The sequence below is a fragment of the Paenibacillus dendritiformis genome (assembly GCF_945605565.1).
In the GTDB taxonomy this organism is placed as follows: domain Bacteria; phylum Bacillota; class Bacilli; order Paenibacillales; family Paenibacillaceae; genus Paenibacillus_B; species Paenibacillus_B dendritiformis_A.
This window is the reverse complement of the sequence record NZ_OX216966.1, coordinates 4,188,940-4,201,650: the sequence shown is the minus strand read 5'-3', so window position 1 is coordinate 4,201,650 and position 12,711 is coordinate 4,188,940. Positions and strand designations below refer to the sequence as shown.

Genomic DNA, 12,711 nt, shown 5'->3' with positions numbered 1-12,711 from the left:
GCATGTTCGACGCATTGTTGTCTCCGAATGCGCAGTGGGTCCTGTTCAGCACGCTGATTCTCGGCATGGCGTCGGGGATGATCGGATGCCTTGCCTATTGGAAGCGGCAGAGTCTGATGAGCGATGCGCTGTCCCATGCGGCGCTGCCCGGAGTCGTCATCGGCTTCGCCCTCATGGGTAGCAAAAATTTGCCGGTGATGATCGCCGGAGCGGCCGTCAGCGCGCTGCTGGGGGCCAGCCTGATTCAATGGATCCGCTCCTCCAGCCGCGTGAAGGAGGATACGGCGATGGGCATGATCCTGTCCGTATTTTTCGGATTCGGGATCATGCTCCTCACCATCGTCAATCGGACCGGCGGCGGCAACCAGAGCGGGCTGGACAACTTCATCTTCGGTCAAGCCGCGTCGATGGTCCGCAAAGACGTGTACACGATGCTCGTCGTCGCACTGCTCGTCATGCTCGTCGTCATCATTGCTTTCAAGGAATGGAAGCTGTTCCTGTTCGACGCCAATTTTGCCGCAGGCTTGGGATTGTCGGGCAGGCTGATGAATGCCGTCTATTTGACTGTGCTCGTGCTCGTCATTGTCATCGGCATCCAGGCCGTCGGCGTCATTCTGATGGCCGCGCTGCTCATCATTCCTTCGGTCAGCGCGCGCTACTGGACGCATTCCTTCAAGTGGATGATGATCCTGTCGGCTCTCTTCGGCGGCGGTTCCGGCTTCTTCGGAACCGTGATCAGCACGCTCGGCAAGGGGTGGCCGACCGGACCGTTCATCGTCGTCGCGTCCTCTTCGCTCTTCCTCGTGTCGCTCGTATTCGGCGCCCAAAAAGGACTGCTCGTCAAATCCCTGCAGCTGCGCGCCCAGAAAAAGCAACTGGCCGGCTCCTGGACGGGGAAGCCGCTTGGCAGCGTGCTCGAGGAGGGGAATTGAGATGAGCTATACAGCGTGGATATTATTGACCGCCTCCTTGGTCGGCATGTCTTGCGGATTGGTCGGCGTCTTTCTGATTCTGCGCCGGATGGCGATGATGGCGGATGCCATCAGTCATACCGTCCTGCTTGGCATCGTAACGGCTTTTCTCATTACGCGGGAACTAAGCGGCATTCATATGCTGATCGGCGCGATTATTGCCGGACTGCTGACCGCTGTGCTGGTGCAGTGGTTCCATTCCCGGGGCGTGCAGCAGGACGCCTCAATCGGCGTCGTCTTCACGACGCTGTTCGCGATTGGCGTCATCCTGATTGCGACGCAGATCGGCAATGCCCACCTGGATGTGAAGCACGCGCTGATGGGGGAGATTACGTTCGTGCCGTGGAACACGGTCGACCTGCCCGGGCTCGGGTCCGTACCGGAAGCGACGCTGATTCTCGGCATCGTGCTGCTGGTTGTGCTGATTGCGATATTGGCATTCTACAAAGAGTGGAAAATTACGACCTTCGATCCGGCGCTGGCCGCGAGCATCGGAATCCCCGTGGCGCTCATGCACTATCTGTTCATGGGGCTGGTGTCGGTGACGACCGTCGCCTCGTTCGATGCGGTCGGAGCGATTATGGTCGTAGCCATGCTGATTACACCGGCGGCGGCCGCATACTTGTGGACCGACCGCTTGTCCGTCATGCTCGTGCTGAGCTCTGCCTGCGGCATTCTCTCCGCAGCCGGAGGCTACTATGTTGCGGTATGGCTGGACACATCGATTTCCGGTTCGATGGCCTTCGCCACCGGCATTGTATTCATGATTAGCTTTATCGGATCGCCGAAGCATGGGCTGCTCTCGCGTTATGTGCGTCCCGATGCGGTTGCTGAATCCCGGTAGAGCGGGCGTGAGACTTTGGTCTGATATCGAAATGGAGAAAAATAAGCCAGAGGGCGTAAGGCTCTCTGGCTTTGTGCGTCTGCCTGCTCCGTCCGCACTGCTGCCATTGACTCAGAATACGGGATTGCAGACAGACGTTTACTATTCTATGATGAAGACAAGGAAAAAGTGGAGAAGGCGAAAACATGCTCGAGCGTCATTTTTGGAATACGTCCGATCTCGAATCAACAATGCGGACGCGGGAGGGATAACTCTGTATTACAAAATATTCCGCTACTACATCCAAGCGTCCCGGACGCAGGCCTATCATCAGCTCATGGCGCGTGCCGACGCTGTATATCGGGCACATCTTGATTATACGCTGCATTATGCTCCCAGCTCCGATGAGCCCGGCCTATGGATAGAGATTCAGATCTTTCCAAGCGAACAAGCCTACCGGGATGCGGCGGGGTCTCTGTATCGGGATCCGGAACTGGACCTGCTCTATGAACAGTTCCTCACTTTGCTGGATCCGGGCCGATCGTCGATTCAGGAAGAGACGTATTCGCATGACTCCGGGCGGGAGGGACGTTGATTCGAGCCGTTTTGGATTCACTTGGCACCTGTTTTCCAAGGAAGATGGGCTGCGGCACATTTATTTAATGATGTTAACTAAATACGTTCACAGATGGAGATCGGCTCTTATCACGGTGTCTGTGATTCCATCGCGGGAAGATACGCTCAGTAAAGGAGAGAGAGAAGAACATGAGCAAATATTGGAGCGACCTGACAAAGCGGCTTGTCCCCTATGTGCCTGGGGAGCAGCCTAAGGATAAAACCTATATCAAACTGAATACGAACGAGAATCCGTATCCTCCATCTCCCCGTGTGCTGGCTGCCATCCAACAGGCGGTTCAGGCGGATCTGCGCCTGTATCCGGATCCGGCATGCCAGGAGCTGAGGCAGGCCGCGGCAAGACGGTTCGGACGAAGCGAGCGGCAAGTGTTCATCGGCAATGGCTCCGATGAAATACTCGCTTTCTCATTCGCCGCATTTTTTACGCCGGGAGCACCGGTTCTGTTCCCGGATGTTACATACAGTTTCTATAAAGTCTATGCGAATTTATATGGCTTGCCGTATGAGACGATCGCCCTGGATGAAGAGTTTCATGTGCGGCTGGATGCATTTCATCCGGAATGCGCGGGAGTTGTCATCCCGAATCCGAATGCGCCGACAGGAAAATACGTTCCGGTCGATTCCTTCCGCCCGCTGCTGGAGGAGCATGCGGAACACGTAGTCATTCTCGATGAAGCCTATATTGATTTCGGCGGGGAATCCGCCCTGAAGCTTATCGATGACTATCCGAATCTGCTTGTCATTCAGACGCTGTCCAAGTCGCGGTCGCTGGCCGGCATGCGGGTAGGCATGGCTTTCGGACAGGAAGACTTGATCGAAGGGCTGGAACGCGTCAAAAATTCGTTCAACTCCTATACGCTGGACCGGATGGCGCTCGCGGGCGCGGCGGCGGCGCTGGAGGATGAGGACTACTTCCAGGAGACTTGCCGGAACGTCATCCGGACGCGGGAGTGGACGGTCAAGCAGCTCGAAGAACTAGGGTGCTCCGTTATCGAATCGAAGGCGAACTTCGTCATGATGACCCATCCGGCGATTCCGGCGAAGCGGCTGTTCGAGGAGCTGCGCGAGCAGGGCATATTGGTCCGTTACTTCGCTCAGCCCAGAATCGACAACTATTTGAGAGTATCGATCGGAACGGATGAAGAAATGAAGCAATTTGTCGATGCGGTGAGGAAAATAGGCGGTATAATATAATTAATGACATTAATCATAAATGCGATTAATTCATAGGCGCGGTTTGATGCCGACAGGGCGGAGCGCTTGCAGGCATCGATATGCAACGGCTTGCCGCATGCGCTGCGCAACGCCGAAATATACAAAGATAAAGGGTGGAAAATGTGGCAAAAAGCAAAATCATCGTGACCGCGGGAGCGATCATCCGCGATCGTGCCGGCAGAGTGCTGCTGCAGAAGCGATCGGATTACGGCAACTGGGGGCTGCCCGGGGGCGGCATGGAGCCGGGAGAAGCGATCGAGGACACCATGATTCGGGAAGTCTATGAAGAGACGGGGCTTGTTGTCGAGCAGTATGAACTGTACTCGATATACAGCGGCGAACGGATGCATTATACATACCCGGACGGCAATGAAGTCGTGTTCGTCATGTTCCTGTTCCATGCGGCAGTGAATCTGGAAGGGAAGCTGGAGAAAGACGGCAAGACGCTGCGCTTTCGGGACGAGGCGGGGGAATCGGCGGCGCTGGAATTCAAGCGTCTGGAGCAGATCGATACCTCGCAGATCAGCACCGTTCAGCGGCCTGTCTTCGAGGACTTGCTGCTGAAGAAGAGCGTTCTGCTTCGAAAATAAGGATTTTTTGGCCATCCAAGCGTGTATGCGGGATGGCTTTTTTGATCCGGAAGGAGATGGCCCGTGCCACAAGCAAATGGAGAACGCATGATCCTTCCTATCGGGCGTCTTTAGAATTTTTTTAGTTTTTCCGCGGGGAGAACTTCAATTTTTTGCGATAAGATAAGGAAGGAAAGAGGGGGATAGGGAGGAGCATGGCACTCGATCTGTCCTATGGGCTGGAGGTTATCTGGATCGTATTCGTATTGTGAAGCGTGATGTTCATTCTAAAGCATAAGGATGGGGTAAGGCATGACGGCGACCATATTAGTCGTGGATGACGACCCGGAGATTCGGGATGTCATCCATGTATATTTACGCAATGAAGGTTATCAAGTTCGTGAAGCTTCCGACGGCCTGGAAGCGCTCGAACGATTGAATAGCGAACCGGTTAACGTCGTTATTCTGGACGTGATGATGCCGAATATGGACGGGATTCGGACCTGTATGAAAATAAGAGAAACTTCAAGTGTTCCGATTATTATGCTGTCCGCCAAGGAAGAGGATATCGACAAAATCAACGGACTGACGACCGGAGCCGATGATTATGTGGCGAAGCCATTCAATCCGCTGGAGCTGATGGCCCGGGTGAAGGCCCAGCTGCGCCGCCAGAAGTACGCGGAATCTCAGGCGCCGAACGAGGAGATAATTCGCGTCGGCGAACTCGTCATCGATCGGGTTCAACACGAGGTTACGGTACGAGAGCGCGCGGTCAGCTTGACACCGATTGAATTCTCGATCCTGGAGCTGCTGGCGAAGCATCGCGGCCAGGTGTTCCATGCCGATCGCATCTATGAGCGCGTATGGAAGGAGCCCGCAGGGTATTCGGACAACACGGTTATGGTGCATATCCGCAATCTGCGCGAAAAGCTTGAGCTGAACCCGCGCAGCCCGCAATATATTAAGACCGTCTGGGGAGTAGGATATAAAATTGATAAATAAACTCGTGACTCTATTCCATATCCGCAAAAGTATCCGGGGCGCGATATTGTGGCGGTTCGTGCTCAGCTTATTGTTGACGGTGCTGATTATGATTTTATTTAACCACATTAAAAATCATTATCCGATCGCGCCGTATATTGCCGTGCTCGACATCTTTATATTTGCGGGCCTCTTCACGGCGCTGTTCTTCTACTTCACCCGGCCGATTGTTCACGATGTGATGACGCTGGCCGAGGGGCTCCATGTCATCTCTCAGGGCGATCTTACTTACCGGGTGCCCGCGGAGCGGGAGGATGAGCTGGGCAGAGTAGCGGACAGCATCAATGCGATGGCGGAGGCGCTGATGCTGCAGCAAGCGAATGAACGGGAGCAGGAGCAAGCGAAAATGGCGCTGATTACGGGGATTTCCCATGATCTGCGGACGCCGTTAACGAGCATTATCGGGTACCTGGATCTATTGACGAGCAAATCGTATCAAGACACGGAGGAGCAGGAGCGATTCATTCACAATACGTACAAGAAGGCGATTCATCTGAAATATTTGATCGACGATTTGTTCGAGTATACGCGCCTGACTTCAACCGATGCGAAGCTCCAGAAGGAGCCGGTCGATCTGCGGGAGCTGCTGGAGCAGCTCCTCGTGGAATTCGAGCCGATTGCCCAGGAGTATGGGGTGCACATGCATTGGCAGCTTGAACCGGCGCCTGCCCTGGTTCAGGTGGATAGCGAGAAGATCATCCGGGCCCTCGACAATCTGCTGCTGAATGCCTTGAAATTTTCGATCAAGCCGGGCGATATCTATGTTTCGTTCCAATCCGGGAACGGCCATCTGAGGGTTGCGATCGAGAACGAGGGCAAGCCGATTACGGCGGAGCAGGAGAAGCATCTGTTTGAACGCTTCTACAAGGCCGATGATTCCCGCACGGCGCATGCGATTCAATCCGGATCCGGTCTGGGACTGTCCATTGCGAAGAACATCGTCGAGCTGCATGGCGGCACGATCACGCTTCGGCATGAGCATGGACACTTCACCTTTACGGTACGGCTGCCGAAGCCGTAACCTGTTTTATTGCCCATCCGGGAAACGGTAGAATACAATAAGGCAAATACACAGGATGTCAAACCGCTATGTTCCTCGTTATGCGAAATGCTTCCAGTGAGAGCGGGATATGAAGTTTTCATAAATAATATTATGTAAACTATTATCTTCGCGATGGCTGGCGGACATTCCATCCTATCCATATCGGAAGGGAATTCGCATGTCCGACGCCTGTCAGCAGGGTATCATGATGATTGGACAACGGGGTGCGGGATGGGGGTAGCTGATGAAGAATAAAAAGATAGTATTAACCGGAGGAGGCTCGGCAGGTCACGTTACCGTCAATGCCGCCTTGATTCCGAAGCTGCTGGAGCGGAATTGGGATATTCACTATATCGGGTCGTACGAAGGAATCGAGAGGAAGATCATGTCGTCCTTCCCTGAAGTGGAGTATCACGGGATCGCGACCGGGAAGCTGAGGCGCTATGCGGATTGGAACAATGTGAAGGATCCGTTCAAGGTCTTAAAAGGTTGTGGCCAAGCCTATGCGTTATTGAGGCGCATTGGGCCCCGGATCATTTTCTCCAAGGGAGGATTCGTGTCCGTGCCGGTCGTCGCGGCCGGATGGATGCGGCGGGTGCCGGCCGTCATCCACGAGTCGGATATGACGCCCGGCTTGGCGAACCGTATCGCCACTCCGTTCGCAACCCGGATCTGTGCGACGTTCCCTGAGACGCTTCAGCATATCCGCAGCGGGAAAGCGGAATACGTCGGCGCAATCGTCCGCGAGGAGCTGCGGCTGGGCAATGCCGCCAAGGGGCGGCTGCATTGCGGATTCCCGGCAGGGAAGAAGGTCCTGCTTGTCATCGGCGGTAGCTTGGGCGCCAAAAGCATCAACCAGGCGATCCGGGCCAACCTGCGTTCTCTGCTCGACACCTTCCGGATCGTGCATATTTGCGGCGCAGGCCAGGTGGAAGAAGCTCTGCAGCTTCCCGGATATAAGCAATTCGAATTCGTCCAAGACGAGCTGCCCCATCTGATGGCAATGTCCGACATCGTCATCTCGCGGGCCGGATCGAACGCGATCTTTGAATTGCTGTCGCTGCGCAAGCCGATGCTGCTGATTCCGCTGCCGAAGGGGTCCAGCCGCGGGGATCAGATCCTGAACGCCAGATCGTTCGCGGACAGAGGGTTCGCCGAGGTGCTGGATGATGCGGACGTGTCGTCGGACGCCTTCCTGCACATGATTCACAGGCTGGGAGAGAAGCGGGAGGAGTACGTGCAGCGGATGGATTCGCGCTCAGGCGATGCGATCGGCACGACGGAGAAGCTGGCGGACATGATCGAGCGATATGCCAAGCGGTAGAGGGTAGAGGGGAGGGAATCTCCTCTATCAGGGACGCCGCCGGAAAGCAGCTTAAGACGGGAGCACGCCCATAGATAAGGGCAGGCCTGCTTATGACAGACCTGACCTGTGGCGGAGCCTTATTTTTTGCTTTTGCGGGGAATCGATAATGTGCTCCATTCCTCGGAGCGAATCTGCTTCGCGACGTAGACAATCTGGCCGACATGATATGAATAATGCGACATCTGGCGCTCGATCGCTTCGAGAACGGTATGAGCTTCGTTCCGGATTGTGACCGTCGCCAACAGATCGTCCGCGGTCAGGGAGCGAAGCGTATTCAGAAATACGTCCCAGCCTCGATTCCATACCCGCAGCAGATCGTCTTTGGAACGAATCGAATCGATGAACTCATCGTCGCGGTTGCGATCCGGCTTCTCCCCGTCGCTTGTCAGGAAGTCGGTCCAGCGGGAAATCATATTGCCGCTCATATGCTGGATGATAACGGCGACGCTATTCGAGTCCTCGTTCATTGCCCAATGGAGATCCTGCTCCTGAAGCTGAGCCATCGCCCGCTCGGCATCCGCTTTCAGGCTCGTGAATTTGTCAATGACGACCCGCAAATAATGTTGAGCTACGCTCACCTTCGAATCTTGCGGCATGATATATGCACCTCCGGCAAAGGAATTGATAACAGTATACATATAAATAACACGGCAACCTATACCCTGGAAGAAAAAAAGGAACAGGCCGCGTTCGCAGTGCGGCCTCAGACCTGCTCCTCGCCGTATTGCGCCAGCAGCGCCTTCGCTTCCGCGATGACCGCGGCGCGCAGCTCGGCCGGCGCAATGGCCACCATCCGCGGCCCGAAGCGGAGAATCGTCTCGGCGGCCGATTCCAGCGTATGGAATTCGACCTCGGCCTCGGACCATCCGCCGCCTGCGGCCCGGACCGGACCGACACGGACGTACCGGTCCTGGGACAAGCGCGCCAACACATCGTCGCGCAGCCGTATACGCGCCGGGTAGCGCGGCAGGCTCGCGGTGAACTGGGCCGTCGATTGCGCCCAGTAGGAGGCGAGGTCGAAGCCGGCGGGGCGCGCGAAGGTCTCGTCCAGCAGCTCGGCATGCCGCAGCCGCGACAAGCGGTACGTGCGCAGCGAGGCTTCGCCGGTCTCCGCGACGAGATACCACACATTCCGCTTTGCCACGAGCCCGAGCGGGTGAAGCGTCCGGGTCACGACGCCATCCTCGCGTTCATATTCCACGAACCGCCCGCTCTTCCCAGACGGCCTCCTGCAGCAGGGGCAGACAGGGCGACGAGTCCTTCGTCGACTCATGCCAACCTGCCCCGTCGATATGGAGGCGCTCCCGGGCAAATTCCGCGTCCCGCCGCTGCTCGGCGGTCGTGGAGGCGAGCAGCTTCCGCAGGGCGCTGTCTCCCTCTTCCCGAAGGCCGAGATCATCGAGCAGGGAGGACGGGATCAGCAGCAGCGACAGAAGCTCCGTCGCCTTCATCCCCGTCAATGTCGTGCGGTATCCCTCTGCCAGCATCCAGCCGCCGTTCGATCCGCGATCCGCGTACACCGGAATGCCGGCGGCGCTGAGGGCATCCATGTCGCGCATGATAGTCCGCTCGGATACCTCCAGCCTCCGGGCCAACTCCTTCGATGTCAATTTGCCATAATTCTGCAGCAGCAGCACGATGGATAACAGCCGATCCGCGCGCATCCTATCATCCTCTTTCCCGTGTAATCTATTTCTATCTCCGTTCATTTGCAGTGGCTCATCAAATCTCATCATATCATATCAATATGACAATAGATGTCATATTGGGTCGGGTACACTAGGTTCGTAGTCAAGAATTCAGAGAGGATGATGAGGAATGAAGCCATTGGATGGCAAGGTGGCCGTCGTAGCGGGAGCGACGCGGGGAGCAGGCAGAGGAATCTCCACGATGCTGGGAGAGGCTGGAGCCACCGTATACTGCACGGGCCGTTCGGTTCGCGGCCGTCAGTCCGACATGGGCCGGAGCGAGACGATCGAGGAGACGGCGGAGCTGGTGACGGCGCATGGAGGCCAGGGCATTCCGGTACGTGTCGATCATACGGTCGAGGAGGAAGTGAAGGCGCTGTTCGAGCGGATTCGGGCCGAGCAGAACGGTCAGCTGGATATATTGGTGAACGACGTATGGGGAGGCGAGTCGCTGACCCAGTGGGGAGCCGCCTTCTGGGAGCATTCGCTGGCCAACGGGCTGCGGATGCAGCAGCAGGCCGTCCATTCCCATATGATGACGAGCTATTACGGCGCGCCGCTCATGGTGGCCCGGCGGCAGGGCATTATCATCGAGATTACGGATGGCATCGATTATCGTTACCGCGGCAATCTGTATTACAGTCTGGCCAAAATATCCGCCATTCATCTCGCCGCCGCGATGGCGGAGGATCTGCGTCCGCATGGGGTAACCGCCGTCGCGGTTACGCCGGGCTTCCTTCGTTCCGAGGAGATGCTGGATCATTTCGGCGTGACGGAGGAGAATTGGAGAGAGGCAGGGAAGAAGGAGCCGCATTTCCTGATGTCGGAGACGCCGGTCTATATCGGCCGGGCGATTGCGGCGCTGGCAGCCGATCCGGACAAGCTCGACCTGTCGGGCAAGAGCCTCAGCACATGGGGGCTGTCGGAGCGGTACCCGTTCACCGATGGAGACGGAAGCCGTCCGCACTGGGGCAATTATGCCAAGGAGCAGGGCATCGGGTAAGCGGCCGTGCTTCAAGCCTGGCGGGGAGAAGAACCGGGAACCGGAACATCCCGGTTCACGGCTTCTCCCGGCCGGAGAACCGCCGTGGAAGTTCGGCTAACGCTCGCTGCAGCCGTTTGATTCCTTCCCGGATCTCCGCCTTCGCCAAATGCCCGTAGCCGAGAATGAGCTGGTTGGCGCGCTACTTCTTCTCAATCACAATCAAGCAGGTGCTGTCCGGCAGGCGTGCAGGCTCCCCAAGTTCATTGAACAAGCTGATTTTCGGCGCCAGCGCCTCGGCATACCCGTCCTGCAAATAATGATCGCAGCGGAGGATCGCCGCCCGCTCGCCCAGGGTGCTCTGAATGAACTCCGCATACTGCGTCGGCGTGAAATAGCCGAACTGCTCCTGCACCTCGTGGACGTATGCTTCGGGTCCCCAGGTGTAGGTGTACAGAAATTCCATCGCGTCATTAATCGGCAGCTTCGCCTCGAATGGGGACAGGCGCTCGAACGAGATGGGCCGCCCGGCAAAGTCTTTGGCGTACCGCTCCAGCCACGGCATGCCGTCCGCGTTCCGGAAGCGGATCATCCGCATCTGCTCTTCCGGCTCGCTCATAATGCCGTCGCGAATGATGATGCGTCCGCCTGGAGAGAGCACATCGAATGCGCTGCGCAGGGCGGCGGCGACCGTCTTCGGATTGAACCGCTGTCCTTCATATTCAATATAAGAATACAGCTCATGCAGAATCGAAGAGAAGATCACCGTATCGATGCTCTGCGGAGCAACGTACTGCTTCAAATCGAGGGCATCGCCCTTCATGACCCGCCAGCGCCGGTTCTCCAATTGCTTCTTCCGTTCCAGAGCCTCTATGACATTTTGGGAAATGTCGATGCCGATCGCTTCCACTTCCGGCAGCCGTTCTTCGAGCAGGTCAAGCATCACGCCGCCGCCGGGCCCGATATCGATGACGCGCGAGCCCGTCACGTAGTCGAGGATGACCTGCTTATAATCGGCCGACCCGTTCATATCGGACAGATACGCCTCCTCGTTATGGAAGCGGTCATAGGCGTCGCGCCGCAATTCGAACAGATCGAACAGCATCAGAATGGCCCGTTCGTAGAGGGGGGTCTTCTCGGCCTCGATGCAGAACTCAATCAGCTTCTCCGCGGCTGGGGAGAAGACGAAGTTCACGTAGACGCTGTCGGCCATCCCGTCCGCCCGTTCGATGCGCAAGTCCAGATGCGGGCTGTCCGGCTTCGCTCCGTTCGCAATGCCGTCGTAGGTCAAGGCGCGAAGCGCCTGCTCGATCATCCGCTTTTTATAGACGTTCAAATGCTTCCGGCCCCGGTAATCATAATACATCCCATTCATCAGGCGCTCGAAGCTGATATGCCGGATGTGGGGTCCCATCTCCGGCGCTGCCAGCGCCAATAGGAAAATCTTCACGAATTCCTCGAACGTACACTCATGGAGCGCGGCTTCCACATACCAAAGCGTCTTCGGCTCCAACGCCTGGAGCGATTCCAGCGCCCGCGGCTGCTCCGCCAGCTTGTCCAGCTCCGCTTCGGTATTCTCGCCGCGCCGCCCGGACATCGCCCGCAGCCGGCGGATGCGATCAGGAAGGGTGAACCCTTCGGCGAAGCGACCGCTCACAATCTGGTCGATGACGAGCTCGGTATCGGCCTTCAGCGCATTCCACAGCTCCGGGGATACCGCCCCGATAATGCACTGGTTCAGCGGCAGGAGCAGATCACGCATTTCCTGGGCCGAGACGATGCCTCGCTCGATGAGATGATAGAGCGGCGCATTCTCCGCCAGCGGAACCTCGCCGCGCAAATATTGGCCGATAAGGCCATGCGTAAGTATGAGCGTATGGGTGAGCAGCACGCGTTCCTGCCGCTGATTCCGCGTGTGCTGCCCGTACAGCTGCGCCGAGCCTATATTATGGGCGAACAAGGAGATGCCCTGCTCCTGCCAGGCGATCCGTTGCCGAACGCTCCCGCCCTTGGCCGTCTCCGACCATTTCAATACCTCTTCGATCGTCTCCTTAATCCAGAACGACAGCGGCAGCCCATCCAGCACCTGCAAGGTACGCTCCACGTAATCCAGCACCGGATTGGAGTTCGCCAGCTGCTGCAGCGACTGGATCCGCTCCAGATTGACGATGCGCTCCTCGGCCGTAACGATATATTGCAGCCAGCGATTGTCCGCGAGCAGCGCCGGATCGCCGCGTCCTTCCCTGTAAATGCGGATGTGTTCTAATGATGTCAGCATGGCCTTCACTCATTTCTTTGGATTGATGCGATAAGTATCTGTTATTTTACCATATTGAAAATGGCGCATCTTCTTTTCATCCACTAAGATAAATGATTAT

General features: G+C 56.8%; 11 protein-coding genes and 1 pseudogene. 9 read left to right on the top strand and 3 right to left on the bottom strand.

The features are described 5' to 3' along the window. The first annotated feature begins 2 nt into the window (after nt 1–2). The 8 genes from NNL35_RS18685 (at nt 3) to NNL35_RS18650 (ending at nt 7,621) form a co-directional block, all read left to right on the top strand. Complete coding sequence (locus tag NNL35_RS18685) at nt 3–932, top strand: metal ABC transporter permease (protein WP_006675876.1); 930 nt, start codon at nt 3–5, stop codon at nt 930–932. A gap of 1 nt (nt 933) precedes the next feature. Then, nucleotides 934–1,815, top strand: a complete 882-nt coding sequence (locus tag NNL35_RS18680; protein ID WP_006675877.1) for a metal ABC transporter permease — start codon at nt 934–936, stop codon at nt 1,813–1,815. Between the two features lie 202 nt (nt 1,816–2,017). After that, a complete protein-coding gene (locus NNL35_RS18675; protein WP_006675878.1) occupies nt 2,018–2,389 on the top strand; it encodes a hypothetical protein in 372 nt (123 codons plus the stop codon). A gap of 170 nt (nt 2,390–2,559) precedes the next feature. Next, on the top strand, nt 2,560–3,624 hold the full coding sequence (hisC, locus tag NNL35_RS18670; RefSeq protein ID WP_006675879.1) for a histidinol-phosphate transaminase: 1,065 nt from the start codon (nt 2,560–2,562) through the stop codon (nt 3,622–3,624). Nucleotides 3,625–3,767: 143 nt separating this feature from the next. Further along, nucleotides 3,768–4,235 carry an NUDIX domain-containing protein gene (locus tag NNL35_RS18665; RefSeq protein WP_006675880.1) on the top strand — a complete coding sequence of 156 codons (468 nt, stop codon included), beginning with the start codon at nt 3,768–3,770 and terminating at the stop codon, nt 4,233–4,235. Nucleotides 4,236–4,526: 291 nt separating this feature from the next. Continuing rightward, complete coding sequence (locus NNL35_RS18660; RefSeq protein WP_006675881.1) at nt 4,527–5,216, top strand: response regulator transcription factor; 690 nt, start codon at nt 4,527–4,529, stop codon at nt 5,214–5,216. After that, nucleotides 5,206–6,276 carry a sensor histidine kinase gene (locus tag NNL35_RS18655; protein WP_254553643.1) on the top strand — a complete coding sequence of 357 codons (1,071 nt, stop codon included), beginning with the start codon at nt 5,206–5,208 and terminating at the stop codon, nt 6,274–6,276. Before NNL35_RS18660 ends, NNL35_RS18655 begins: the two co-directional genes overlap by 11 nt. A gap of 265 nt (nt 6,277–6,541) precedes the next feature. After that, nucleotides 6,542–7,621 (top strand): undecaprenyldiphospho-muramoylpentapeptide beta-N-acetylglucosaminyltransferase, encoded by a 1,080-nt coding sequence (locus NNL35_RS18650; protein WP_006675883.1) that lies wholly within the window; start codon nt 6,542–6,544, stop codon nt 7,619–7,621. Nucleotides 7,622–7,740: 119 nt separating this feature from the next. Here NNL35_RS18650 and NNL35_RS18645 read toward each other — a convergent pair whose 3' ends face one another. Then, a complete protein-coding gene (locus NNL35_RS18645; protein ID WP_420798524.1) occupies nt 7,741–8,259 on the bottom strand; it encodes a DUF1572 family protein in 519 nt (172 codons plus the stop codon). 107 nt (nt 8,260–8,366) lie between these two features. Then, a pseudogene (locus NNL35_RS18640) lies at nt 8,367–9,327 on the bottom strand (helix-turn-helix transcriptional regulator). 154 nt (nt 9,328–9,481) lie between these two features. On the opposite strand from NNL35_RS18640, the gene NNL35_RS18635 reads away from it, so the two are divergent. Next, nucleotides 9,482–10,354, top strand: coding sequence for an SDR family oxidoreductase (locus NNL35_RS18635; RefSeq protein ID WP_006675886.1), 873 nt, complete (start codon nt 9,482–9,484; stop codon nt 10,352–10,354). A 181-nt stretch (nt 10,355–10,535) separates the two neighbouring features. Here NNL35_RS18635 and NNL35_RS18630 read toward each other — a convergent pair whose 3' ends face one another. Beyond that, complete coding sequence (locus tag NNL35_RS18630; RefSeq protein WP_006675887.1) at nt 10,536–12,611, bottom strand: class I SAM-dependent methyltransferase; 2,076 nt, start codon at nt 12,609–12,611, stop codon at nt 10,536–10,538. Nucleotides 12,612–12,711: the final 100 nt, after the last annotated feature.

Bases quoted from the DNA above. Each gene is read 5' to 3' on its own strand.
- NNL35_RS18685 (WP_006675876.1), top strand. From the start codon at position 3: ATGTTCGACGCATTGTTGTCTCCGAATGCGCAGTGGGTCCTGTTCAGC.
- NNL35_RS18680 (WP_006675877.1), top strand. From the start codon at position 934: ATGAGCTATACAGCGTGGATATTATTGACCGCCTCCTTGGTCGGCATG.
- hisC (WP_006675879.1), top strand. From the start codon at position 2,560: ATGAGCAAATATTGGAGCGACCTGACAAAGCGGCTTGTCCCCTATGTG.
- NNL35_RS18660 (WP_006675881.1), top strand. From the start codon at position 4,527: ATGACGGCGACCATATTAGTCGTGGATGACGACCCGGAGATTCGGGAT.
- NNL35_RS18650 (WP_006675883.1), top strand. From the start codon at position 6,542: ATGAAGAATAAAAAGATAGTATTAACCGGAGGAGGCTCGGCAGGTCAC.
- NNL35_RS18645 (WP_420798524.1), bottom strand. From the start codon at position 8,259: ATGCCGCAAGATTCGAAGGTGAGCGTAGCTCAACATTATTTGCGGGTC.
- NNL35_RS18635 (WP_006675886.1), top strand. From the start codon at position 9,482: ATGAAGCCATTGGATGGCAAGGTGGCCGTCGTAGCGGGAGCGACGCGG.
- NNL35_RS18630 (WP_006675887.1), bottom strand. From the start codon at position 12,611: ATGCTGACATCATTAGAACACATCCGCATTTACAGGGAAGGACGCGGC.